The sequence below is a fragment of the Sporosarcina sp. So3-204 genome (assembly GCF_058068165.1).
The window spans coordinates 691,225-715,337 of sequence record NZ_CM176485.1; the positions used below are offsets into that span (position 1 = coordinate 691,225).

At 36.3% G+C, this 24,113-nt stretch carries 27 protein-coding genes and 1 pseudogene; 27 read left to right on the top strand and 1 reads right to left on the bottom strand.

Annotation, left to right across the window (positions count from 1 at the left end; translation table 11 throughout):
* From AC3RV6_RS03255 to AC3RV6_RS03300, 10 genes are all read left to right on the top strand, one after another.
* Positions 1 to 603, top strand: a complete 603-nt coding sequence (locus AC3RV6_RS03255; protein ID WP_489748038.1) for a ComF family protein — start codon at positions 1 to 3, stop codon at positions 601 to 603.
* 31 nt (positions 604 to 634) lie between these two features.
* Positions 635 to 1,069, top strand: coding sequence for a TIGR03826 family flagellar region protein (locus AC3RV6_RS03260; RefSeq protein WP_489748039.1), 435 nt, complete (start codon positions 635 to 637; stop codon positions 1,067 to 1,069).
* Between the two features lie 96 nt (positions 1,070 to 1,165).
* On the top strand, positions 1,166 to 1,426 hold the full coding sequence (flgM, locus tag AC3RV6_RS03265; RefSeq protein ID WP_489748040.1) for a flagellar biosynthesis anti-sigma factor FlgM: 261 nt from the start codon (positions 1,166 to 1,168) through the stop codon (positions 1,424 to 1,426).
* A 23-nt stretch (positions 1,427 to 1,449) separates the two neighbouring features.
* A complete protein-coding gene (locus AC3RV6_RS03270; RefSeq protein ID WP_489748041.1) occupies positions 1,450 to 1,947 on the top strand; it encodes a flagellar protein FlgN in 498 nt (165 codons plus the stop codon).
* 9 nt (positions 1,948 to 1,956) lie between these two features.
* Positions 1,957 to 3,477 (top strand): flagellar hook-associated protein FlgK, encoded by a 1,521-nt coding sequence (gene flgK, locus AC3RV6_RS03275; RefSeq protein WP_489749172.1) that lies wholly within the window; start codon positions 1,957 to 1,959, stop codon positions 3,475 to 3,477.
* 93 nt (positions 3,478 to 3,570) lie between these two features.
* Positions 3,571 to 4,470 (top strand): flagellar hook-associated protein FlgL, encoded by a 900-nt coding sequence (gene flgL, locus AC3RV6_RS03280; protein ID WP_489748042.1) that lies wholly within the window; start codon positions 3,571 to 3,573, stop codon positions 4,468 to 4,470.
* 104 nt (positions 4,471 to 4,574) lie between these two features.
* A complete protein-coding gene (locus tag AC3RV6_RS03285; protein WP_489748043.1) occupies positions 4,575 to 5,129 on the top strand; it encodes a DUF6470 family protein in 555 nt (184 codons plus the stop codon).
* 160 nt (positions 5,130 to 5,289) lie between these two features.
* Positions 5,290 to 5,739 carry a flagellar assembly protein FliW gene (gene fliW / locus AC3RV6_RS03290; RefSeq protein ID WP_489748044.1) on the top strand — a complete coding sequence of 150 codons (450 nt, stop codon included), beginning with the start codon at positions 5,290 to 5,292 and terminating at the stop codon, positions 5,737 to 5,739.
* A 3-nt stretch (positions 5,740 to 5,742) separates the two neighbouring features.
* Positions 5,743 to 5,964, top strand: coding sequence for a carbon storage regulator CsrA (csrA, locus tag AC3RV6_RS03295; protein WP_489748045.1), 222 nt, complete (start codon positions 5,743 to 5,745; stop codon positions 5,962 to 5,964).
* A 159-nt stretch (positions 5,965 to 6,123) separates the two neighbouring features.
* A complete protein-coding gene (locus tag AC3RV6_RS03300; protein WP_489748046.1) occupies positions 6,124 to 6,939 on the top strand; it encodes a flagellin N-terminal helical domain-containing protein in 816 nt (271 codons plus the stop codon).
* 51 nt (positions 6,940 to 6,990) lie between these two features.
* On the opposite strand, the gene AC3RV6_RS03305 is transcribed toward AC3RV6_RS03300, so the two are convergent.
* A complete protein-coding gene (locus AC3RV6_RS03305; protein WP_489748047.1) occupies positions 6,991 to 8,256 on the bottom strand; it encodes a motility associated factor glycosyltransferase family protein in 1,266 nt (421 codons plus the stop codon).
* 203 nt (positions 8,257 to 8,459) lie between these two features.
* Here AC3RV6_RS03305 and fliB (AC3RV6_RS03310) point away from each other — a divergent pair, with 203 nt between their 5' ends.
* The 17 genes and pseudogenes from fliB (AC3RV6_RS03310) to AC3RV6_RS03390 all read left to right on the top strand — a co-directional run bounded on the left by fliB (AC3RV6_RS03310) (position 8,460) and on the right by AC3RV6_RS03390 (position 24,031).
* On the top strand, positions 8,460 to 8,936 hold the full coding sequence (fliB, locus tag AC3RV6_RS03310) for a flagellin lysine-N-methylase (protein WP_489749173.1): 477 nt from the start codon (positions 8,460 to 8,462) through the stop codon (positions 8,934 to 8,936).
* An 18-nt stretch (positions 8,937 to 8,954) separates the two neighbouring features.
* A pseudogene (fliB, locus tag AC3RV6_RS03315) lies at positions 8,955 to 9,641 on the top strand (flagellin lysine-N-methylase).
* A gap of 232 nt (positions 9,642 to 9,873) precedes the next feature.
* Positions 9,874 to 10,476 (top strand): DUF8042 domain-containing protein, encoded by a 603-nt coding sequence (locus tag AC3RV6_RS03320; protein WP_489748048.1) that lies wholly within the window; start codon positions 9,874 to 9,876, stop codon positions 10,474 to 10,476.
* On the top strand, positions 10,430 to 12,340 hold the full coding sequence (locus tag AC3RV6_RS03325) for a motility associated factor glycosyltransferase family protein (RefSeq protein WP_489748049.1): 1,911 nt from the start codon (positions 10,430 to 10,432) through the stop codon (positions 12,338 to 12,340). Before AC3RV6_RS03320 ends, AC3RV6_RS03325 begins: the two co-directional genes overlap by 47 nt.
* 9 nt (positions 12,341 to 12,349) lie before the next feature.
* Positions 12,350 to 13,315, top strand: coding sequence for a UDP-N-acetylglucosamine 4,6-dehydratase (inverting) (gene pseB, locus AC3RV6_RS03330; protein WP_489748050.1), 966 nt, complete (start codon positions 12,350 to 12,352; stop codon positions 13,313 to 13,315).
* Between the two features lie 42 nt (positions 13,316 to 13,357).
* The gene (locus AC3RV6_RS03335) at positions 13,358 to 14,236 is read left to right on the top strand and encodes an aldo/keto reductase (protein WP_489748051.1); all 879 of its coding nucleotides are present in this window, start codon (positions 13,358 to 13,360) and stop codon (positions 14,234 to 14,236) included.
* Positions 14,237 to 14,239: 3 nt separating this feature from the next.
* On the top strand, positions 14,240 to 15,028 hold the full coding sequence (locus AC3RV6_RS03340; RefSeq protein ID WP_489748052.1) for an SDR family NAD(P)-dependent oxidoreductase: 789 nt from the start codon (positions 14,240 to 14,242) through the stop codon (positions 15,026 to 15,028).
* Positions 15,025 to 15,651, top strand: coding sequence for a cytidylyltransferase domain-containing protein (locus AC3RV6_RS03345; RefSeq protein ID WP_489748053.1), 627 nt, complete (start codon positions 15,025 to 15,027; stop codon positions 15,649 to 15,651). The genes AC3RV6_RS03340 and AC3RV6_RS03345 overlap by 4 nt, the downstream gene beginning before the upstream one ends.
* Before the next feature lie 103 nt (positions 15,652 to 15,754).
* Positions 15,755 to 16,294 carry a UDP-4-amino-4,6-dideoxy-N-acetyl-beta-L-altrosamine N-acetyltransferase gene (gene pseH, locus AC3RV6_RS03350; protein WP_489748054.1) on the top strand — a complete coding sequence of 180 codons (540 nt, stop codon included), beginning with the start codon at positions 15,755 to 15,757 and terminating at the stop codon, positions 16,292 to 16,294.
* An 86-nt stretch (positions 16,295 to 16,380) separates the two neighbouring features.
* Positions 16,381 to 16,620 carry an acyl carrier protein gene (locus AC3RV6_RS03355; protein WP_489749174.1) on the top strand — a complete coding sequence of 80 codons (240 nt, stop codon included), beginning with the start codon at positions 16,381 to 16,383 and terminating at the stop codon, positions 16,618 to 16,620.
* A 38-nt stretch (positions 16,621 to 16,658) separates the two neighbouring features.
* On the top strand, positions 16,659 to 17,417 hold the full coding sequence (locus AC3RV6_RS03360; RefSeq protein ID WP_489748055.1) for an SDR family NAD(P)-dependent oxidoreductase: 759 nt from the start codon (positions 16,659 to 16,661) through the stop codon (positions 17,415 to 17,417).
* A complete protein-coding gene (locus tag AC3RV6_RS03365) occupies positions 17,410 to 18,252 on the top strand; it encodes a transketolase (RefSeq protein WP_489748056.1) in 843 nt (280 codons plus the stop codon). Before AC3RV6_RS03360 ends, AC3RV6_RS03365 begins: the two co-directional genes overlap by 8 nt.
* Positions 18,245 to 19,219, top strand: coding sequence for a transketolase family protein (locus tag AC3RV6_RS03370; protein ID WP_489748057.1), 975 nt, complete (start codon positions 18,245 to 18,247; stop codon positions 19,217 to 19,219). Before AC3RV6_RS03365 ends, AC3RV6_RS03370 begins: the two co-directional genes overlap by 8 nt.
* 216 nt (positions 19,220 to 19,435) lie before the next feature.
* On the top strand, positions 19,436 to 20,275 hold the full coding sequence (locus AC3RV6_RS03375; RefSeq protein ID WP_489748058.1) for a TylF/MycF/NovP-related O-methyltransferase: 840 nt from the start codon (positions 19,436 to 19,438) through the stop codon (positions 20,273 to 20,275).
* 155 nt (positions 20,276 to 20,430) lie between these two features.
* Positions 20,431 to 21,786, top strand: coding sequence for an AMP-binding protein (locus AC3RV6_RS03380; protein ID WP_489748059.1), 1,356 nt, complete (start codon positions 20,431 to 20,433; stop codon positions 21,784 to 21,786).
* On the top strand, positions 21,783 to 22,844 hold the full coding sequence (locus tag AC3RV6_RS03385; protein WP_489748060.1) for a LuxE/PaaK family acyltransferase: 1,062 nt from the start codon (positions 21,783 to 21,785) through the stop codon (positions 22,842 to 22,844). The genes AC3RV6_RS03380 and AC3RV6_RS03385 overlap by 4 nt, the downstream gene beginning before the upstream one ends.
* The gene (locus AC3RV6_RS03390; RefSeq protein ID WP_489748061.1) at positions 22,841 to 24,031 is read left to right on the top strand and encodes an acyl-CoA reductase; all 1,191 of its coding nucleotides are present in this window, start codon (positions 22,841 to 22,843) and stop codon (positions 24,029 to 24,031) included. Before AC3RV6_RS03385 ends, AC3RV6_RS03390 begins: the two co-directional genes overlap by 4 nt.
* Positions 24,032 to 24,113: the final 82 nt, after the last annotated feature.

The following is a 24,113-nucleotide window of genomic DNA, read 5'->3' on the forward strand; positions in this document are numbered from 1 at the left end:
GTGAACGAATGCCTCCTATGTGAAAAACCGATAGCTACACCTACAACGTGGAAAGCGCTTATTGGCATTGATAAAAAATCAATCATTTGTGCTAACTGTTCAAAAAGATTTAAACGTGCCGATATTAATAAAGAACACCAAAACATTGACCAACTAACATCCCTCTACGTATACAATGAGGCGATGAAAGATTATTTACACCAATATAAGTTTTTACAAGACGTCGCACTAGCAGGTGTTTTCGCAAATGATTTACGGGATGTATTGAAATCAAAGAAACGTATCATTCCAATTTCAATGCATGCTGATAAGAAAATACAAAGAACTTTTTCTCATATAGAAGAACTACTGAAACGTGCACGAATCCCTTATGAAGACATTTTGGAAAAAACGAATACTGAATCAATGGGTGAGAAATCTCGCGCACAACGCCTTGAAATGGCACCTTTATTCACAATTAAACCATCTATAATCATTGAACCTAAAACTTATATAATAGTAGATGATATCTATACAACAGGCACAACACTTCGACATGCGGCTATCCTTTTAAAGGAAGCAGGTGCTAAGAGAGTAGAGGCTATCACGCTAATTCGTGCCTGATTAAACAAACACCAGACAGGAGAAACTACGAATGAAAAACCAAGCAGAACTTAAAAATTGCCCTACATGCGGCGGCTTCTTTAACTACACAGGTATACGGGACGTTTGTGGGAATTGTGCACAAAGCGAAGAGAAATTATATGAAGAAGTGTCCAGATTTTTAAGAAGACGTGAAAATCGCGCGGCAACTATTGAAAGAATAGTCGAAGTAACCGGAGTCACTGAAACACTTCTTCATAAATGGGTTCGTAAAGGTCGTTTGCAACCAGCTTTATTCCCAAACCTCGGCTACCCATGCGATAAATGCGGTGCACTTACACAAAGTGGAAAACTATGTGAGCGTTGTACAAACACCCTACAAGCTGACCTAAATCAGTTTGAGGCGGCAAGAGAAATTAGAGAATCGATTGAGGAAAAAGAAAAAGGAACTTTTTATATAGATCGTAATGGGAAAAATATCACTTAATGCTTTTCGTCCAAAAGACCTCTAAATATTTCACTTTAAATGCCGAACTAAGAACGTAAGTGGTATAGTAACTTAAAAAAGAGAGGAGTTAAGAAGATGAAAATTCCAAAAATTAATATTCCAGCAATGAATCCGTATAAAGTAAATGAATTGAAGACAGAGAAAACAGCACAAAAAGTACAACAAGGCGACAAACTTGAAATCTCATCCGAAGCAAAGCAACTCTCAGAGGTTTCTTCATATACGTTAGAACGGAACGAAAAAGTCCAAGCAATAAAAGCACAAGTAGACGCAGGCACATACAAAGTTAACCCAGAACAACTGGCGCAAAAACTAACTTCTTACTACAATAAATAAAACAAACGAAAGTAGCGGATTATATGTCCATCACAACAATCTTGACGACACTCGACAACCTAGAAAAACTACACAGCAGTCTACTAAAACTTGCGTACGACAAGACAGCACACATTAAAAATGGTGACATGGACGCACTCGATGAACTTATAAAAGGGGAGCAAGCCCATCTTGCAGCAATAGCCCAAATGGACAACCAACGGCAAGTCGCAGTGGCGGAATACTTAACGAATCAAGGAAGATTCGTGCCCGTACAACCAACCGTAGCCGACGTACTAACAGCTGCAAAAGATGCAGAAAGAAAGCAACTTGAGGAGGCGAGGGACCGTCTCCTGCATGCGATTCATGACTTGAAATGGCAAAATGATTTGAATCAGAAATTGACCTATCAATCCCTTCAGTTCGTGAATCTATCGCTGGACATGGTCAGACCGCGCTCAGAAGCGGTCAATTACTCAAAAACAGAAGTTATAGGACGCGCTCAGACCAAAGAAAAACCAACATTCGACACCAACGCCTGAGGAGGTAAAATATTGTCTACATTTATGGGACTTGAAACGAGTAAACGCGGACTTTTCACACAGCAATCCGCATTATATACAACAGGCCACAACATCTCCAATGCCAACACACTTGGCTACTCACGACAACGCGTCAATATGGAGGCGACAGCAGGTCATCCAGGCGTCGGTCTAGGTGCTGGTACTATGCCGGGATTTCTAGGGACAGGTGTTACGGCGGGTTCGATTCAGCGGATTCGCGATGGTTTTGTCGATCACCAGTTTAGACAAGAGTCGACCAAGCTCGGTTTCTGGGAATCTAAATCAGCTGCAATATCACAAATGGAAGACGTCTTGAACGAGCCTTCTGCACACGGACTTCAAAAATCACTCAGTGAATTTTGGCAATCACTACAAGACCTTGCCACCAATTCAAGCGAAAGTGGTGCGCGTTCAGTCGTAGTCCGTAGAGGTGAAGCGGTAGCTGATTCATTTAACTACATGCATAAATCTCTAAGCGATATTCAAACGAACATCGGCAAAGAGATTAGCATCTCGACGACAGATATAAACTCTAAGCTCCAACAAATAGCCGAATTAAACCGCCAAATTTCAGAAGTAGAACCAAACGGCTACCTGCCAAATGATTTATACGATGCACGAGATTTGCTCATAGATGAATTATCTATGTATGTCCCTATAGAGACGAGTTATGATAAATCAGGTGGACGTGCACTTGCGGTAGCTGAGGGTTCCGTTACGATTACGTTGAAAATGAAAAATGGTGATCCTGTTGAACTTGTTTCAGGTAGCAAATCGGCAACACTGAAAACAAATCCGGACTCACTAACAGGGAATATCCCAATCTCAGGAATGACAATTATATCGAGTGATGGAACAACAAAAACGCCTGGACATGCGGACTTCTTAGAAAGCGGTAAAATAAAATCGTTGATGAGTTCGTATGGCACAGCTGATGGCAAAGGTCTTTACCTTGACATGATTAATGATTTGCATAAAATGGCAGAAGCATTTGTAAAGGAATTCAATAAAATTCATGGACAGGGAACTGACATCAATGGTGATACGGGTGTCGATTTTTTTGTTGAACCCTTTACGCTTGGGAATATGAAAGTATCAGAAGATCTCAGAAAAGACCCTAATAAGCTAGCTGCATCGGATTCTTCAGTTAATGACGCTGAGCCAGGTAACGGTAAAAATGCACAAAGACTTTCTGATATTAATTCTAAACCATTGGGAGATTCGGATAATCCGGATCTTGGTGGCGCAACCTTAGAAAAATATTTTCAAAGCGTCATTGGTAAACTAGGCGTCGACGGCCAACAAGCGATGCGCAATGCAGTCAATTCAATCACATTACTTGGTGCGGTCGAACATCGCCGTTCATCTATCAGCGCTGTTTCATTGGACGAAGAAATGACAGACATGATTAGATTCCAACAAGCTTATAATGCTTCTGCACGTATGATAACCGTTGTAGATGAAACACTTGATAAAATCATCAACGGTATGGGCGTCGTTGGAAGATAATTTGGAATGCCATTTTAAAGGGATGCCCAGGCACTGCTGCAATTCGTAGGAGGGCGCGAATGTGTGTCAAATTTACTTAGAGGGGGAAATTAAGTGCGCATTACACAATCAATGCTATCCAATAATATGCTTCGAAATCTAACCGCTAGTTATAATAAAATGGGGAAAATACAAGAACAAGTTCTCACGGGTAAAAAAGTGAACCGTCCATCAGATGACCCTGTCGTCGTCATGAAAGGTATGGGGTATCGTATTCAAGTCGAAAAGGTTATGCAATACCAACGGAATATAGGTGAGGTGCATAGTAGATTAGACAGCGCAGATGATGCGTTCGATAATGTAGGGAAAGCACTTGGTCGTGCAAGTGAACTTGCTAAAAAAGCGGCGAACGATGTATTAACACCTGGAGATCGTGACAATGTCATGAGCGAATTGAAGCAAATACGTGAACAAATCCAAGATATGGCGAACACTAAGGTAGGGGATAAGTATATATTTAGTGGAACGAAAACCTCAACTCCGCTACATGATAATGTTAATGGATATCCTCAGGTGGATCCTATCACTGGTAACAGTACGCCACCAGGATTTACTAATTCCGTGGAAGTTGAAGTGTTTGACGGCGTATCTTTAGAGGTCAATACGAAAGCGTTGGAACTATTTAAGAAAATTGATGATGTATTTCAAAACCTAGTAGACGCCGGAGTTCCTGTTCATGCCGACTTTAACGCAGCAATGACCACAATCGATGAAGAACTAGGTAATGTCCTAACTGCCAGAGCAGACATCGGTGCACGTCAAAATCGAGCTGAAATGATGCAGAATCGTCTTGAAGCGCAAGAAGGTATTGCAAAAAAACAAATGAGTGAAAATGAAGATGTTAACGCAGCCGAAGCAATTACGGAGATGGTTACACAAGAAGCGATTCATCGTGCCGCACTTTCCGTTGGTGCACGTATTATTCAACCATCACTTGTTGATTTCCTTCGATAAATCGTAAATCGGGATGTTAGGAGCTATCACAATTCGAGTAAGAACACGAATGGATGTCAGTGACCTGGTACCCTTACATATTCCATTGAATAGGGGGGAGTCAAATGAACATCCCACAATTACAAATTCAAACAACAAGCGGCGTCCTTGCTCTTCAAATCACCAAATCGACCCAGGAAATTGAACAACCAAAAGCGATGATGAACATCCAACAACCAGCCGCCACCTTAGAAATATCAACAACGAGACCTCAACTATCAATCGATACAGCTGAAAACCGTGCCGAAATCGATATTAAAAGCGTGAGAAGACGAATTGAAGAAAATGCACAATACGGTCAACAAGGTGCAATGGAAGGCGTCGCGAGACGTGTTCAAGAAGGCCAACAACTTATGAAAATTGAGCATGTCGGTAACGTGATTGCACATATAGCGAAGCAAAACGCAACACCACCACCTGCACCAATTGGCATAGGCTTTACTGGTGACCGAACTAAAATTCAAATGTCCATCACACCGGGGACAACCAATGTCCAATCAACAAGACAAAATCCAATCATCAACACTCAAATCAATCAACCAATCCACACTTATGTACAAGGAAAAGTAACAGGAGAAATGGAACAATACCCATCGATACAGATTGATGTTAAATGGTAGTCCGTGTCAAGGGGGGCTAGTAACACCCAATCTCTACAATCGTACTGGGTGGCAGAGCTTGGCACTCTAATGAAAGATTGGTTTTCCACTACCAATCTTTTTTTCTTACTTAAACCATGTTACGCTAAAAAAACAGTCACTATTAAAGGAGCGAACAGAAATGAAAATCCAAACAAAATTTCACGGTGATTTGAAAATTGAAACGAGCCATATATGGCACTTCCCAAAAGGAATGCCAGGCTTTAAAACAGAAAATGAATTTGCACTCCTTCCAATAGAAGGAAACGACACATTTCAAGTGCTCCAATCAACCAAAACGCCAGTCGTAGCGTTCATCGTCGCGAACCCATATACACTCGTCGAAGACTACTCATTCAACATAGATGAACCAACCATCGACCTGCTAGAAATCAAAACGTACAAAGACATCTTCGTTCTCGGCGTTCTCTCATTAAAAAAACCATTCGAAACCTCAACAATTAACTTACAAGCACCACTGATTTTCCAATCAAACAAAAAAAAAGCAAAACAGATGATTCTAAACGACAACAAATTCTCCATGCGTCACTCCATTGGCACCCAAGTCATAGCAACAGAAGGGAAGGCGTAACCCATGCTCGTACTTTCTCGTAAATCAAACGAAACAATCAAAATCGGTGATGATATTGAAATACGTGTACTTGAAGTAAAAGGCGATACTGTCCGTATTGGAATTGAAGCGCCGAAATCAGTAGACATCTTACGCGGTGAACTTGTTCTCTCGATTTCTGAATCAAATACTGAAGCAACAGGCCTTGATGCTGCACTCTTCTCACAACTCACAAAGAAGAAATAAAAAGATTGTAAAAAAGCTAAACACTTAACAAGCTTGTCCGATATTAGTATTGTAAGCGGCAGATAAGAGTTCGGCCGACTCTTGCACCGTGAACAACAATAAAATTGTAGGTCCACAAGGAAGTGGATCAAACACACAACTCAAGGAGGAAAATTAATCATGAGAATCAATCATAACATTGCAGCCCTTAACACGCACCGTCAACTAGGTATGAATAACAACGCAGCTTCAAAGAACTTGGAGAAACTATCTTCAGGTCTTCAAATCAACCGTGCAGGAGACGACGCAGCAGGTCTTGCAATTTCTGAGAAAATGCGTAACCAAATCCGCGGTATGGAGCAAGCTTCTACAAACGCACAAGATGGTATTTCGCTTATCCAAACAGCTGAAGGTGCATTGAACGAAACACACGCAATGCTACAAAGAATGGCTGAGCTTTATACAAAAGCGGGTAACGAAACACTTACAACAAGTGACAATGACAAAATTCAATCTGAACTAACTGCACTAACTGATCAAATCGATAGCATTGCAAGTCAAACTCAATTCAATACAAAGACACTATTAAATAGTTCATCTGATATTGTTTTCCAAGTAGGTGCTAATACTGATGAAATAATTACACTCAAATTAAGCAAGAACGATTCTACTACTTTAGCAATAAAGGCTCTAGGTGCATTGGATGGAACAAATGCTACTGCAAAAGCTGGTTTATCAGGTGTTCAAGCAGCAATCAATACAGTATCTGTAAACCGTTCAGATCTTGGAGCTGTTCAAAACCGCCTAGAGCACACAATCAACAACCTTGGCGCATCTACTGAGAATCTAACGCAAGCAGAATCACGTATCCGTGACGTTGACATGGCGAAAGAGATGATGGACTTCACGAAGAATAATATCCTTACTCAAGCAGCACAAGCAATGCTTGCGCAAGCGAATCAACAACCACAAGGTGTTTTACAACTCCTCCGTTAATAGTACTAAAAAAAACGCGGTCCGCGAAAGCGACCGTGTTTTTGTTTTTAGTTAAACATTCTTTTGCGAATACATGCCAAAAAAATTAGTTAAAGGAATATTAATCCAATTATTAATATAAGCACCACCTTCTGTACAATTAAAAAATTGGACGTCTGTGTTTTTCTTTACATAGTTTTCAATCCAGCGTCGATAACTGTTTAGATTTCTTTCCGTTGTCACTTGTTCTTTCTGATAATAATCTAAAACAGTTAAAGAACCGCTGATCTCTTTTTGAGCATGAGCGCCATCGGTATGACTTAAATTATTTGTATACGCGAGATCTTGGCCGACCAATGCAATGGTATTTGCGCCGAGGTAGACAAGCAAATCTAAAAGTGCTGTTGCTACAGAGCCACCGGATTTAATAAGTGGTTCTTTTCGTAGTTCGGCTAGATTTATGGCTTTGTCGAATCCATCTTGAAATAAAATTCGTCGAGGGCCGGTGTGAAGTCGGATTGTGTCGTGAAAAGCTGTACTTAAGTAAAAAAGGGGTGTCTCTGGTAAATTTAAAGTTGTTAACTGTTCAATCGTATCGATATTCGGATCAATTATGATGATAATTTCAGGTGTAATACCTGATTGGAGCAAAGGTTTTACTGCAGTACCAACAGCACAAATAGGGATATCACTTTCTTCTTGAATTATCTTTAAGAGAGGTAGTTGTTTATGAAGTGATGGGCCTGCAGAGACAAGAATAGCAGGTCGACCAAGCCAATGTTTATGTAAATCTGCAATACCTTTGTCTTTTAATTGCCTGTTTTTATCAAAGTTGTCATTCATATTATCAATTTGGCTACGGATGGACCTTTGTTTCATTTGGATATCATTCAATGTTGTTTCTATTCTCATGAATTGAGTAGGCAAAATATCCAAGGCACTTTTATGAATAAGTACATTATTTGTGTATTCTTGTGAGAAAACTATTCTCTGTTGATCTTTTGAAAGGGAATTAATAGTAGAAATCTTAACGTTCTTAAAATTATTTATTTTATGCGAAAATAGACTGCTCATAAACCAGTTGTAATACTGCTCATTAAATTCAATCACATGGACATCTAAATTAGGATGGAGCTGAGCAATCTCTATCGCATGGTAACCTGCTCCTAATCCAAGTATTGTAATGCCATAATCTAAATCGACAAGTTCTAGTTCAGTCTGCGCCCAACGACGTGCTTCATTTATTGGATCATACTTACTATGAAAAGTTATTTGTTTACCTTTAAGTTGTATTTGAACAGTAGGGACTGTTTTTGTTTCCAAAATTTTGATGTCCAAATTCCACACACTCCAATGCTAATTAATTGTTATAATAATAGTATACCTGTTTCTTTATAAAAGTAGTTGGAATGTATTAGTTCCTTTATTAGAAAAAGATGAAATGTAGCCGCTATAAAGGGTACATATTTAAATAATAATTTGAAAGAAAGTGATGAAATGAAATGAAAGGAAAAACTAGAACAATTCTTATTCCTGAATATATGAAGGGATTTCAATGCATTGGATCCGCATGCGAGGATACAAGTTGCGCGGGGGGGCAAGTGACTGTGGATAAAAGTACTTTTCAAAAGTACCGGAAAACAAGGCACCCAGATTTGAAAGGAATGTTAAAAGGCAATGTGAAGAGAAATCGATCAAGTCAATTTGATGAATCATACTCACGAATCGTTTTGGATAATTCGGGGAGTTGTACAATGTTAGATGAAGAACGATTGTGTACACTCCAAAAAGAACTCGGACAAGAATTTTTATCGAATACATGTGCAATTTACCCACGAACATTAAATAGAGTAGATAATATCGTAGAGAAAAGTGCAACTTTATCATGCCTTGAAACGGCTAGGTTAGCATTACTGAATAAAGAAGGCATTGGATTCGTAGAAGCACAAGAGCCAGCTACTACCAGAGGTTTTATAGGTAAAGATATAGCTTTAAAGGGGAAAGAAGAGTTGTTTTGAGAACTTCGAATCTTTACAATTCGAATATTACAGGATCGGAAAATATCAATTGAAAAACGACTTATTATTTTGGGGTTATTCTATCAAAGAATTGAGCCCTTGAGTTTGCTAGAAAGAAAAGAGCAATAAGAAACAATAAAGCAAGACTTTGAAAATAGAATCGAAAATGAAGAATTTCTTTCATCCATTAACAATTTGCCTACAGATCTTTGAATTCAATTGAACATGTGTAAAAACTTAATAAAATATAGACAGACATCCCAAATAACAAGTCAGCGCTATATTGATTGCATTAACAAAATGATTGAGGGTTTGGCAATTAATGAAGGACTTAAAGAAGAAGAGTTAATCGAACGATATCAAGGGGCGTATGAAAATAATTATAAGCCATTTATGGAGAAGCGTGCTTACATACTTGAAAATTAATTAGTGAATTAGGTTTTTAAAGACATGTTTTCTTTCAATAAAGGTACATTTTTTGAAATTTTCGTAATGTTAGTCATAAACTTTTCAATGATAAAGATGCATTTTATTGGAATGGCAAAATATTATAAAGAATTGAATATTGATTTAGTGATAAAGCTAATACAGTCCTATTCGAAGAGAATGGAACATAATAAGGAGTACTTAAAGGACGTAGAAAAACTTCTGAAAGAGAGTGGATATTCAACGATGGCGCATATGGTTGTACTTATCAAAAACTAGCCAGTCATCTTGTACTAATAAAATATAATTCGTGAAGGCGGTTGTGTTTGTATTTTTTAATTAGTCAAATTGCTAACTTGCTAATTTCTTGTTGTATAAACATACTCTCCGATTCGGTTAATGGGAACGTAACAACTTCACACAAAATGCCATTTGAATTTCACGTTTTTAAACCGATATAAAGAGTATAATATTATACGCATAGATAAATAGATTATTGGAGGAATGCAACATGGAATTGATTTTTCAGACCCAACAATTTAAATGTGGCAAGACAGCATCATCAGATGAAGTCGTTGCGAAAATAAATGAATACCTTAAAGATGATTATTATTTCAGTCACTTCATTGCGGACGGAATTGAAATTTATGAAGACCATGAATACTATTTAACTGTAAACCTTGATCGAATTGAAAAACTTGAAGTGGTTGGAAAGACGGAGAATGAATTTTTGAATGAACTTCTACTTTCAACGGATGATTATTTAAAACGTGCTAAATCAGAACTTGCTTCACTTCCAGATGGGTTTTATTCGAATCCATCTCCTGAAATACGTGTTAGCTTCAGTGAGCTTATGGAAGGGCTTCAGTGGTTGGATGAAATGTTACTGGTTATTGACAAGAGTAATGAGCGTCCGGTGGATTGGGATACGTGCATGGGACTGTCACAGTCAATGAAAGGTGAGATTTTGAATATCTCTGAAGCTGTAGATAATAGAGATAATGTCCTGATCGCCGACATTATTCAATATGAATTTATTCCACTATTTGAGTCGTTGGAAACTGAGATTGGAAAAACAATCGATACGATGGCAACTCGTCATGATTTTAGTTGAGAACCGAAATATATTAAGGCTTCGAAATCGCGAATTGTTGACGTATCTCTCCACTTTCGAAGAGAATCATAATTATTTTAAGACCATTGTTGAACCCTCGAAAGCGGGAGTCCCTACACTGAAACTCGATATCGATGGTAAAACCCAGTACATACATAGTAAATATGATCCCGAAAAGGAAGCGGAACGGTTAATGACCCAGTTAGGGGACATCGGGAACTCGAAACACATCCTTTTCGTCGGTGCTGGGTTAGGGTATCATATTCAGAAGTTTACTGAACAATATCCAACCATGAAGTTCTCAATCTATGAACCGAATGAGGAAGTGCTCATCAGTTACTTATCAAATAAAAAGTTAGTAGATTTTCCATTAAACAATCTAGGTACTATTTTCACGGGTAGTGACGAGTCTATGTTGCAAGAGGAAATTGCTGCATTGTTGCAGTCATCTAATAGTCAGCTTCGTATTTACACACTGCCTGTCTATGAGTCATTGTACGGTGATCAAATTAAAGTGATTATGAAAAAGGCATTGGCGTCTCTGATAGATAAACAAAGCGCCCTTGTAACAAATCTTTCATTCCAAAAACGTTGGACAATCAACTCCATTAAAAACTTCCCTACAGTCTTGAAAACACCAAATATACTGCATGATATTGATAGAAGTGCTTTTGAAGGAAAACCGGCAATTATTGTCGCGGCTGGTCCTTCATTAAATGAGGAGTTTGAAAACCTTCTATATATAAAAGAAAATGGATTGGCATATATATTTTCTGTAGGATCGGCCATTAATGCGTTGATCGAGCATGGGATTTACCCGGATGCAGCTTGTACGTATGATCCACAAGACATTAACTACCGAGTGATTCAAATTATTAAAGACAAAAAAATAAAAGAAATCCCATTAGTATTTGGAAGTAGCGTTGGCTTTGAAACATTAGAAAATTATCCTGGAGAGATGCTCCATATGATTACGAGTCAGGACACAGTGTCAGCGCAGCTATTAGATACAAGTCAATCTATCGGTATAGTGTTTGATGCACCTTCAATCGCGGTTGTCACATTTCAATTGCTAACCAAACTTAAAATAAATCCAATTATATTAGTCGGGCAGAATTTAAGCTTCCAAAATAATAAAAGATATGCAACAAGCATTAAATACGACAATTTTGAAAATGAATTAAGCGAAGAAAAACAGAAAGCAACATTCTGTGTTAAGGATGTCTACGGAAATAATATTCAAACAGATGATGGCTATAATAAAATGCGTGAACAACTTGAAATACACGTTCAATTAAATAGTCATATTGAAGTAATTAATACAACTAAAGGTGGTGCTCAAATTGAGGGCACATCATTTAGAGCCCTAGAAGAACTGATAAATCAAGAATTAAAAGTTGAATCAGTTGTAGAAGCATGGAGTGATTATCCAAACATCTATAGCTTGGAATATACAGAAATGCGTCTTGAAATACTTACACGTGCGGAAAGCGACTGTAAAAAGCTCTTGCAAAATTTACTAGACGAATTAAAAGTCATTCAAATCGCGAGGCGAAATAAACAATCACAAAATATGGAGGAACGTTTTGCTGCGTTTGATAAACAATTCACGAAACTAAAGCAAAATTCTTTCTATATTGGTTTTATTGAACCCATGGTTAAAGTTCAAAATGAGCGTCTTTCGGAAGAGAGTCAATCGATAAGATACGAGATGGATGTTTTGAAAAAAGCAGAAGTCGTTGTTCGTTCATTTTATGCATTCATTCAGGAAATTCATCTGCATCATGAATTTGTTTTACCTTACTTTGAAGAAATGAAATCAAGAATTGAAGAAATTAACCTGCAGAAGTCAAAAGAATTGTGAGGGGAAAATATGTTAACAGATAAAACAATATTAGTAACAGGCGGTACAGGTTCATTCGGAAAAAAGTTCATTACTCGTATACTTCAAGATGACGTAAAAAAAGTAATCGTCTTCAGCCGTGATGAATTAAAGCAATATGAAATGGCACAAGAATTCACGGATTCGAGAATGCGCTTTTTTATTGGCGATGTACGTGATAAGGATCGGTTGTATCGTGCTTTTGATGGTGTAGATATCGTCATTCATGCAGCTGCGATGAAACATGTAGAAGCTTGTGAGTATAATCCTTTTGAGGCTGTTAAAACGAATATACATGGTGCGCAAAATGTTATTGAAGCTGCTATTGATTGTGGTGTTGAAAAAGTGATTGCGCTTAGTACGGATAAAGCAGCCAGTCCAGTTAACTTATATGGTGCAACAAAATTAGCGTCAGATAAACTATTTGTTGCCGCAAACTCCTACGTTGGTGAGAAACCAACTAAGTTTTCTGTTGTTCGTTATGGAAATGTTGTTGGAAGCCGAGGGAGTGTTGTTCCATTCTTTATGAAAATAAAGGAAACAGGTCGTGTGCCTATTACAGATGAGCGGATGACACGTTTTTGGATTACACTAGATCAAGGTGTCCAATTTGTACTCGACAATTTAAAGCGAATGAATGGTGGAGAGATTTTCGTTCCCAAGATTCCTAGTATGAATATCATGGATTTAGCAAAGGCAATTGCCCCAGAATGTGAGATTGATATTGTAGGAATACGTCCGGGTGAGAAATTACATGAATCGATGATTATGGAAGACGATGCGAGGCACACGAAAGAATTCGATACGTATTACGTTATTCATCCAGAATTTACTTGGTACTCAAAGGAATTCATAGAAGGTGGAAAATCACTTTCAGATGGCTTTAAATATACGAGTGATAGTAATGTAGAGTGGCTTGGCATAGAAGAATTGCATGCATTGGTAGAGAAAATGTGAAAATTATCAAATCATTTTAAAATTAAATACGAGGCTGATTTAATGAAACTATCGCTTGGAACCGTTCAATTTGGCTTGGATTATGGTATTACAAATCGATCTGGTAAAACCTCATCAGAGGAAGTATCAACTATATTGGCTTTCGCCAAAAACAACAACTTATCCATTTTGGATACAGCTGCCGCTTATGGAGATAGTGAAAAGGTACTTGGGTTCCATGATTTAAGTAATTTTAGGGTGATTACAAAGACGATTGCTATTCAAAATGAACAGATAGCTGGTTCTGATATATTTCAGATGGAGAACGAGTTTTTTGACTCACTGAATTCAATGAGGATTGAATCTGTTTATGGTCTTCTTATACATAGTCCAGGTGATTTAGGAAAACAAAATGCAGAAATATTATATGAGAAACTTGTCGAACTAAAGGCACGAGGACTTGTAAAGAAAATTGGTGTTTCTGTTTATAGTAAGGCGGAAATTGATTACCTATACAACCGATATTCATTTGATATGATTCAAATTCCAATCAATATACTAGATCAAAGACTTTTGGAAAGTCAGACATTTCAGATGTTGAAAAAGAAAAACATTGAAATTTATGCACGTTCTATTTTTCTACAAGGGGTTTTGTTGAATAAGCCATCTACCTTAGATGATAGATTCAAGGAAGCACTCTTTACATTAGAGCAATATCATGAAGACTTGTCTGTACAAGGCTTATCGCCCCTAGAAGGAGCTTTACTGTTTATTAGTAAAATTAAAGAAATTGATTATGCCGTTGTCGGTATTAATGACGGGAAGCAATTGGAAGAAGTCTATGAAGCATATAAGAAGGTTAATACGGGTGTAGATACAAAAATTGATTTTTCTAAGTATGCGATTCATGATGAAAAGATTATAGATCCGAGGAGTTGGTAAAGAATGCACTCAGATATTTTTTCATTGCATAATAAGGTGATTGTCATTACAGGTGGTTCTGGTCATTTAGGTTCTGCACTATCTGAAGCGTTTGTCCAATATGGCGGCAAAGTATATCTAGCAAGCAGAAATACTGATAAAAATAAAGAGTATGCGGCATATTTGGCGTCGAGATATGATAGGGAAGTATACTATCAATACCTGGATACAACAGAACCAGAATCAGTAGAGGAAGCAATCAGTCATATTCTTTCAATAGAAGGAAAGATAGATGTACTTGTTAACAACTCATATCAAGGTAAGACTGGAACTATGCTGGAGGTCACTGAAAAGAATTGGATGGAATCATTTGACGGCTCAATCCATTCTGCATTTAGACTTGTTCAGGCAGTATTACCATCAATGATTGAGCATCAGTCAGGAAGCATCATTAATATTGCCTCCATGTATGGTGTGGTATCACCTAATCCTGAAATCTATGGAGATGAAAAACAAAATAATCCTCCGCATTATGGAGCTGCAAAAGCTGCTATTATTCAGTTTACAAAGTATATAGCTTGTCATTATGGAAAGGATGGTATTCGTGCGAATTCGATATCTCCAGGCCCTTTTCCAACTAGGGAAGTTCAGAAAAATAATGGATTTATTAAAGAGCTAGATAAGAAAAACCCTTTAGGAAGAATAGGTCAACCTAAGGAGTTAAAGGGAATTGCTTTACTGCTTGCATCGGATGCGGGAAGTTATATTACTGGTCAAAATATTTCAGTAGATGGCGGGTGGACTGCCTGGTGAAGGTTGTTGCAATTATTCAAGCACGTTTGTCATCATCAAGGCTTCCTGCTAAAGTCATGCTGGATTTAGTGGGAAAGACAGTATTGGAGCGCGTTGTGGACAGAGTAAGACTTGCGAAGTCAGTAGATGAAATATGGATAGCTACATCAACTAATTTAGAGGACGATTTAATAGAAGCGGTTGCAAAAAAGATTGGTGTTAACTGTTATAGAGGAAGTTTAGAAAATGTTATTAGTAGATACTATGAAACAGCGGAATTAGCAAAAGCAGATATAGTAATTAGGGTAACAGCTGATAATCCACTAACAGAGCCTACCTATATAGATATAGCAGTTCAATCAATATTGAAGGAACAATATGATTATGTTTCTTTTAGCAATATTGTAGCAGGGACAGGTGTTGAAGCTTTTTCATTTATAAGTTTAAGAGATATCGTCAAGAAAAGTGAACTTTCTAAACATAATATTGAACATGTTACTTCATATTATTATCAAAATGATCAAATATACAATAACAAAAATATAGATTTGGGACTTTACACTGAAAATCTAAAAAGTGTAACAGTTGATACACTTGAGGATTATATGCAAGTTTTTAAAATATATAAAAACTTAGTTGAATAAAGAATTAATTAGGAGTCTAATCTTTTAAAGATAAGGAACTTGAATCATTAAAATAAGTTTTAAGATATAATAATGGGATTTACAAAAGGAATTGAAAATACGAATGCTTACATTTAAAAAGTTGGAAGAAAGTGATTTAAAACTTGTATTAGAATGGCGGACAACAGAACACGTTACAAAGTATATGTACAATGATATTGAAAATGATATCAATAAACAAAAAGTATGGTTTTCTAAAATCTCTAAAGACGATAGTAACCTTTATTGGATAATAAAATACAAAGAAACTTCAATTGGATTAATATCTTTAAATAATATAGATTTACAAAATAAAAGAGCAACTTCCGGGTTTTATATAGGGGATACTAATTACTCTATAATAGCAAGTAGAATAATGCCTTATTTTTTTAATTTTGTTTTTTTAAAGTACGGTTTGCGGAAGTTATGTATTGAAGTGATGTCAGAAAATAAAGGGATTATAAAAATAGATTTGCAATATGGATTTCGACATGTTGGCACTCTTGAGCAACATGTATATAAGTACGGATTATATCATGATGTAGAAGTACTAGAATTATTGTCTACGGTTTGGAAAGAAAAATACGATAAATATCACCGTTATATAGCAGATTTTCCGCTATAGATTGAAACTGTGGCTATTTTTATTGTATTAATTTTGTATGATTGAATGTTAAATAATTGTTTGTTTATAAGTGAGGAGAAGAATTGATGTGTAACTTAGAAAAGTACAACAATGTGTTTATTGAGTGTTTAGAGATAGATGAGAGTAAATTAAATAGTGAGTTGATTTATAACTCAATCATGGAATGGGATTCCATTGGTCATATGTCGTTAATAGCAGAAATAGAAGAAGCGTTTGATATTATGATGGAAACTGATGATGTTATTGATTTTAGTTCTTATGATATTGGTAAAAAGATTCTAAGGAAATATGATATAGAAATATGATTATTTCATGCATGAAGAAAAAATGAGGTGAAACTTTAATGAATCTTCTTGAAGGGAAAGCGGCTGTTATAACGGGAAGTAATAGAGGGATAGGTAAAGCTGTACTCACTACATTAGCAGAGAATGGAGCTAGTGTTTTTGCTTGTGCTCGAAAAAGAACTGACGAGTTTGAAGAGTATATTTATAACCTCCAACAACAGACAGGAAGCAAAGTTATGCCGTTGTATTTTGATATGCAGGATAATGAATCAATGCTTATAGCGTTGAAAGAAATTAAAGCTTCTAAAATAGATATAGATATTTTAATTAATAATGCAGGTATTGCAGGCGATACTCTGTTTCAAATGACATCTATAGATAAAGCAAAGCACATGATGGATGTCAATTTTTTCGCTACAATGAAATTCACACAATATATCTCTAAGTGGATGACTAGAAAAAATAAAGGTACGATAATAAATATTACTTCAGTCGCAGCAAAAGATAACTATAAAGGCATGCTTACATATGCAGCTAGTAAGTCGGCACTGATTTCAATGACAAAAACACTTGCCAAAGAATTGGAAGGTTATAATATTCGTGTGAATGCGGTTGCACCAGGATTTATTGATACTGGGATGCTTGAAAGTTCGATATCAAACAAAGATTTTCTGGAAAGCACTATACAACAAACTTGTATTAAACGATTAGGAAATCCAAAAGAGGTTGCCTCCGTTGTACTCTTTCTAGCTTCTGATATGGCATCATATGTTACTGGTCAAGTAATACGTGTGGATGGAGGGTTATATTATGGATAAGCAGCAGATAATTAATATGCTTGAACTTAAAGCTAAACGTATGAGAGTGAATGCACTGAAGTTGGCATTCTCTTCTGGCGACAATGCAGCACATGTTGGACCAGGCCTTTCAATAATTGAGATTCTCGCGGTATTATATGGTCATGTTTTAGACATAACATTAGATAATGTTGAGCACGAGGATCGTAACCGTTTTATCTTAAGTAAAGAACATGGCGTATTAGCTTATTATAGTGGATTGGCAGAGGCCGGGATATTATCTCAAGAAGATTTGCAATCATTTATGAAAACAGGGGGCGCATTACTGGGACATCCTGTAATCAATCGCAAAAAAGGCATCGAATTCACTAGTGGTAGTCTAGGAATGGGTCTTTCACTAGGTGTCGGCGTAGCATTAGCATTAAAAATGAAAAGTATTGAAAGTAATGTTTACGTACTCCTAGGTGACGGGGAGTGTAATGAGGGGTCTGTTTGGGAAGCAGTAATGTCGGCTTCACAATTAAATTTGACGAACTTAACAATGATAATTGATGCAAATGGTATTCAGTTAGGTGGTACAACAGATGAAATAATGGATTCATCTAATTTAAATGAACGATTTAAGAGTTTTGGGTGGGATGTTTCAGAAGTAGATGGTCATGATATTGCTGCATTATTTGACGTATTTACGAGCGAAAAGCGAAATAAGCCTATGGCAGTAATTGCTAAGACAGTAAAAGGTAAAGGGATATCCTTTATGGAAAATAGTATTGATTGGCATCATGCTGTTTTAACAGAGAAACTATATAAGAGAGCTATGTATGAATTGATGGAAAGGGGTGATTGGATTGAGTAAAGTAGGTTTAGAAATTAAAAGATCTGCTTTAATTGGACAGAGGGCTACATTTGGTATGACTATGTTAGAGATGGCAAAAGAAAATGGAAATTTGATGGTTATTACTGCTGATGTCTCAATTCCAGCTGGGTTGGACAGATATAGAAAGGCGAACCCTACTCAATTTTTGGATATTGGAATAGCGGAACAAAATATGATTGGAGTAGCCGCTGGGCTTGCAAGTGAAGGCTTCGATGTAGTAACAACTACTTATGCACCTTTTCATACATTACGTTGCTTAGAACAAATCCGCCATAATCTTGGCGAAATGAAGCATAAAGTAATAATGGTTGGGCTATCTAGTGGTGTTGTTTTAGGAATGATTGGTAACATGCATTGTAGTTTTGAAGACATTGCCATAATCCGTTCAATTCATAATATAGCAATCATCTCTCCGGCTGATAGTTTCGAGTTAAAAAAAGCATTAGTAGCGGCAATTTCACATGATACGTCTATTTATTTGCGATTGACGGGTGGTGTTCCTTGTCCGATAGTTTATAAAGAGGATTATGAATTTGAAATTGGAAAAGGAATAGTTCTAAAAGAAGGTAAGGATATAACTATATTTACCACGGGTACAATTGTATCTTCCTGCCTTGAGGCAGCAAAAGTTTTAAGTGACGAAGGGTTATCTGTGGAAGTGATTAATATGCATACAATAGTACCGTTAGATGAACATATTGTACACCAGGCATATGCTAATAAAAAATTAATAGTTTCAGTTGAAGAACATAATAAGGTAGGGGGACTTGGAAGTACGATTGCCGAATGTGCTTCACTTTTAAAAAATAAGCCACCGCATTTAATTATGGGGTTACCTAATGATTATAGTCGTGCTGGAGTCTACGAAGAAATGATGGAGCATTATGGTCTAACGTCCGTAGAGATTGTATCTAGAATTAGGGATACATACAACCAGATCTTATAAATGAAAGTTATAATTTATCAATCATCATGTAATTTAAATAAAGGCTGTAAATAATTATATTTAGGGATTTAAGTAAGAAATTACTCTCTAAGCTAAAATCACATATATACTATTTGGGTATGAATTATTATTTAGATTTAAATTAAACTAACAATTGTATAACATGTATAATTAATAAATTAAACTTTGGGTAAACCAAATTTGGAGGTATGAGTTATGAAAGAAAAAGTTATTCTTTTTGGTGCTGGTGAAGTGGGTAGTAGAGCTTACCAATCATTAACAGATGAATTTGAAGTGATTGCTTTTGCTGATAACGATGTAAATAAACAAGGGAAATTATTATTTGGAAAAAAGGTTATTCGACCAAAGGATATCGTAAACGAGAATTACGATAAAGTAATAGTTTCAAATATACATAAGGATAGCGTATATGAACAATTAACAAACGAACTATGTATAACAACAGAAAAAATAATTGATTATCCAATAGATTTGAGATTTGATAATAGATTAGTATATCTCAGACAAATTGCAAGTGAGATTCATGAGAATAATATTGCTGGAAATATTGCAGAACTTGGTGTATTTAAGGGTGATTTTGCCAAATACATAAATAGACTTTTTCCAGATAGAAAACTTTATTTATTTGATACATTTGAAGGTTTTTCTAAAAAAGATACAATTGTAGAAGATGAAAAAAAGTATTCGAATGCAAGCATTGGAGAATATTATAATAATGATATACAATTAGTTTTAAATAAAATGGTCAATAGAGAAGCTTGTATTATAAAAAAAGGATATTTCCCTGAATCTATAGATAGTTTGGAGGATACGTTTGCATTCGTTAGTTTGGATGTTGATCTATTCTTACCGACGTATGAGGGGCTTAAATATTTTTTTCCTCGAATGTCTAAGGGAGGATATATTCTGATTCATGATTATAATAGTCTACGATTTACAGGTGTAAAAGAAGCAGTTAGAAGGTTCTGTTCTGAATTTGATGGCCGATATATGCCATTAAACGATGTTAGTGGAAGTGTTGTAGTTATAAAGTAAAGTGGGTAAAAGAATTCGAATAGATATTAATTATCAGTTGGTAGTGAAAAAATTACTGTGATACAAATGCTTCGTCCTATTGAAATAAGAATAACTAAAATTGCAAGAGTATAGTATAAAGCTATAACTCTTGTTTTTTTATAAGGAGTGAAGTTATGAAGTTTTGGGAAAGTAATGCATGTATGGAGTGTAATTTAATTACACCACAGAAGGAATATATGAATGAGGATGTAAGTAATCATATCGAAAATACCCTCAATATTCTTACCAGTAATCAAAAAGAATTACTTTTAATTTTATGCGAAAATACACTAGAAGTAATCACAACATATATTGCAGCATTAAAAGCTGGGCATGCTGTTATGTTAATGGGTACTGGTACAAACCTAGAGTTTTTGCAAAGTATTATTAATGAGTATAAACCTAAATGGATTTTAAGCGATATAAAGTTTTCCGGATATGAAAAGAATGAATTAGTCTGGACAAGAAAAGAATCTATGAATATAGAAATCCATCCAGAATTAGCTGTATTGTTAAATACTTCTGGTACTACAGGTAGTCAGAAGTTTGTCAGATTGTCTTATAGAAATATTCAAGCCAACGCGGAGTCGATTGTCGAATATTTAGGGATTAGCAAAACTGAGATTGCAGTAATGAACTTACCGATGTCATATTCTTATGGTTTATCTATTATAAATAGCCATCTGTTAGTAGGGGCTTCGATATTATTGACAGAGGATAGCGTAATGTCGAAGTCGTATTGGACAAATGTAAAGAAATATCAGGTGACCTCATTAGCGGGTGTTCCATTTACATATCAAATGCTAGAACGTAATGGTTTTTTGAAAATGGATTTGCCACATTTAAAAACACTAACACAGGCGGGGGGACGTTTAAGCGAAAGGTTAGTGAAATCATTTGCAGAGTATGCACGGAGTCAAGATAAGCGTTTTTTTGTAATGTATGGTCAAACAGAGGCATCGCCTCGAATTTCATATGTTCCTTCTGAGAGTTTATTAGATAAAAAAAGTTCAATTGGTATTCCGATTCCAGGTGGAAAACTGATAATAGACACTAAAACCGAGGAACTTATTTACAAAGGTGAAAACGTTATGATGGGGTATGCAGAGTGTGAAATGGACTTATCCAAAGGTGATGAAATGCAGGGCGTTTTATATACTGGTGATACAGCTACCGTCGACGAAGATGGGTACTTTACAATTACTGGAAGAATGAAACGCTTTATAAAATTATTTGGATTGAGGATTAATTTAGATGAGGTAGAACAGAAGTTGGAATCTGAACTTCATATTTCTATAGCTTGTACTGGTAATGATGAAAAATTGATTATAGTAATAGAAAATGAACTATTTATCGATAAAGTTAAAACTGTCGCTTCACAATTATATAAAATTCATAAATCATCATATAAGGTCGTTGTATTAAATTCTATTCCCCGACTTGCCAATGGAAAAACAGATTATGTAAAATTAAAAGGGGTATATTCATGACAATTCCTTATCATTTAGCAAAAGATAAAAAAGCGCCAGCTCTTTTAGTAAAGTTAAATTTATTGACGAAATGGCATGTGGGGAATAATCAACAGTATCGTGCGATGATTGAGAAGAGTGGAAGCGTAATAGAAGCAACTAAGTTAGAAGGTGTGCCATATTTGCCTGTACAATTATTTAAAGTAATGGACTTAGTTTCTGTGCCTAAGGAGGAAGTGTTTAAGGTACTAACTTCAAGTGGGACAACTGGACAGCAAGTTTCAAAAATCTTTTTAGATAAAGGAACTTCAGCTGCACAAACAAAGGCTTTAGTCGAGGTTATGAAGCCCTTACTTTCAGGAAAAAGATTGCCAATGATTATTTTAGACACGAAATCTGTTTTGAAAGATCGGAAATCCTTTAGTGCACGCGGGGCTGGTATTTTAGGTTTTTCAAATTTTGGTCGCAAGCATTTTTATGCGCTTAATGATGATATGAGCTTAGACGTTGAAGGTTTGCAGGCATATTTAAAAGAACATAAAGAGGAGCGTATTTTATTATTTGGCTTTACTTTCATGATTTGGCAGTATGTTTACAAAGAAATATTAGCCCAAGATTTACAAATAGATATTGGTGATAGCATTTTAATTCATGGAGGTGGATGGAAGAAATTAAAAGACGAATCTGTTGATTCACTGACTTTTAATACCTTACTTAAAAAACAACTTGGTATTCACGAGGTACATAATTATTACGGTATGGTTGAACAGGTTGGTTCAATTTTTTTAGAATGTAGTAAAATGCATTTTCATGCACCTAGTTTTGCTGATGTAATTATACGTGATCCTATAACGTTCGAGCCTATTCCAAACGGACAACAGGGATTAATACAAGTGTTGAGCGAACTCCCGAAAAGTTATCCAGGACATTCTCTATTGACAGAGGATCTAGGAAAGGTTTTAGGGGAGGATGATTGCGAATGCGGTTGGAAAGGGAAGTACTTTAGTATCGCAGGTCGTATTCCAAAAGCGGAGTTGCGAGGATGTAGTGACACGTTTGAAGGAGGTACAGAAGCATGAAGTTGTATTGGCCGAAAGAAATTGATATTAAAGAGGCGCTTGCAGATATGTCAAGTCAAAAGTTATTTATGCCATTTGATGAAGAAGTGTTAGCTTTTACGAAAGAGTTATCCAAGCGACTTGTTCGTATGCGTCAAATACCAGAGGTAGTAGCATTAGGTTACTGGTTGCGTAAGTCGAGTATACAGAAGATGAAGCAAAATTGGGAAGCCGAGACAGATAGCAAAACAATTAAGGCGCGGGGAACTATATTTCATATAGCACCGTCGAATGTAGATACGATTTTTGTATATTCTTGGTTGTTATCTTTACTTGCCGGAAATCGCAATGTTATTCGTATTTCAAGCAAGGAACGGTCAAATGAACTCCTAGATGTGATTTTGACTGTACTTGGTGAGACTGCATTTCAAAAAATAGCAAACCGGACGATAATATGTACATATGGTCATAAGGGAAGGGAAACCGAATTGCTAAGTTCGGTATGTCATACGCGCGTAATTTGGGGTGGAGATGAGACAGTAGGAACAATTCGTCAAATACCGATTGCTCCGATGGCAAATGAGCTTGCTTTTTCGAATCGCTTTTCTTTAGTAGTATTTTCTTCGGAAACAATATTGGGAACTAGCGATGAAGCATTAGATCAACTAGTTGAGAAGTTTTATAATGATGTATTTTGGTTTGATCAAATGGCCTGTTCTTCTCCTAGGCTAATTATATGGGTTGGGAGTTTTGCTGAAGAAGCCAAGAAGCGTTTTTGGAAAGCGTTTCAATTGAAAGTACAAAATAAGCAGTATGAGTTATACTCCGCAATACAAGTATTAAAATATACAACAAGTTTATGGCTTGCGGCGGATGGACCTACGAGTCATGTGATTAATGAAAAGTATTTTTCTCGGGTGCAACTGACAGATATTTCAGAAGAAATACGTGAGCGGCATTGTGGTGGAGGGTTATTTTTCGAGTATGATATAGCAGAATTGAATGATCTTGCAAGAGTAGTTGTAGATAAAGATCAAACTCTTGCTTACTTTGGTTTTGAACGACTGGATCTTGAAAAGCTTGCTGAAGAAGTATCGTCAAGAGGTCTGGATCGAATTGTACCAGTAGGTCAGGCGCTTAACTTTGATGGAGTATGGGATGGACAAAGTTTCTTAAAATCGTTTACAAGGGAAATTGTGATTTTATAGATGAAGGGTATTTTCTTGAACACTTATAATTATGGTTATTGTTCGGCACAGGAGAATAAAACCAGAAAACATACTCAATGTG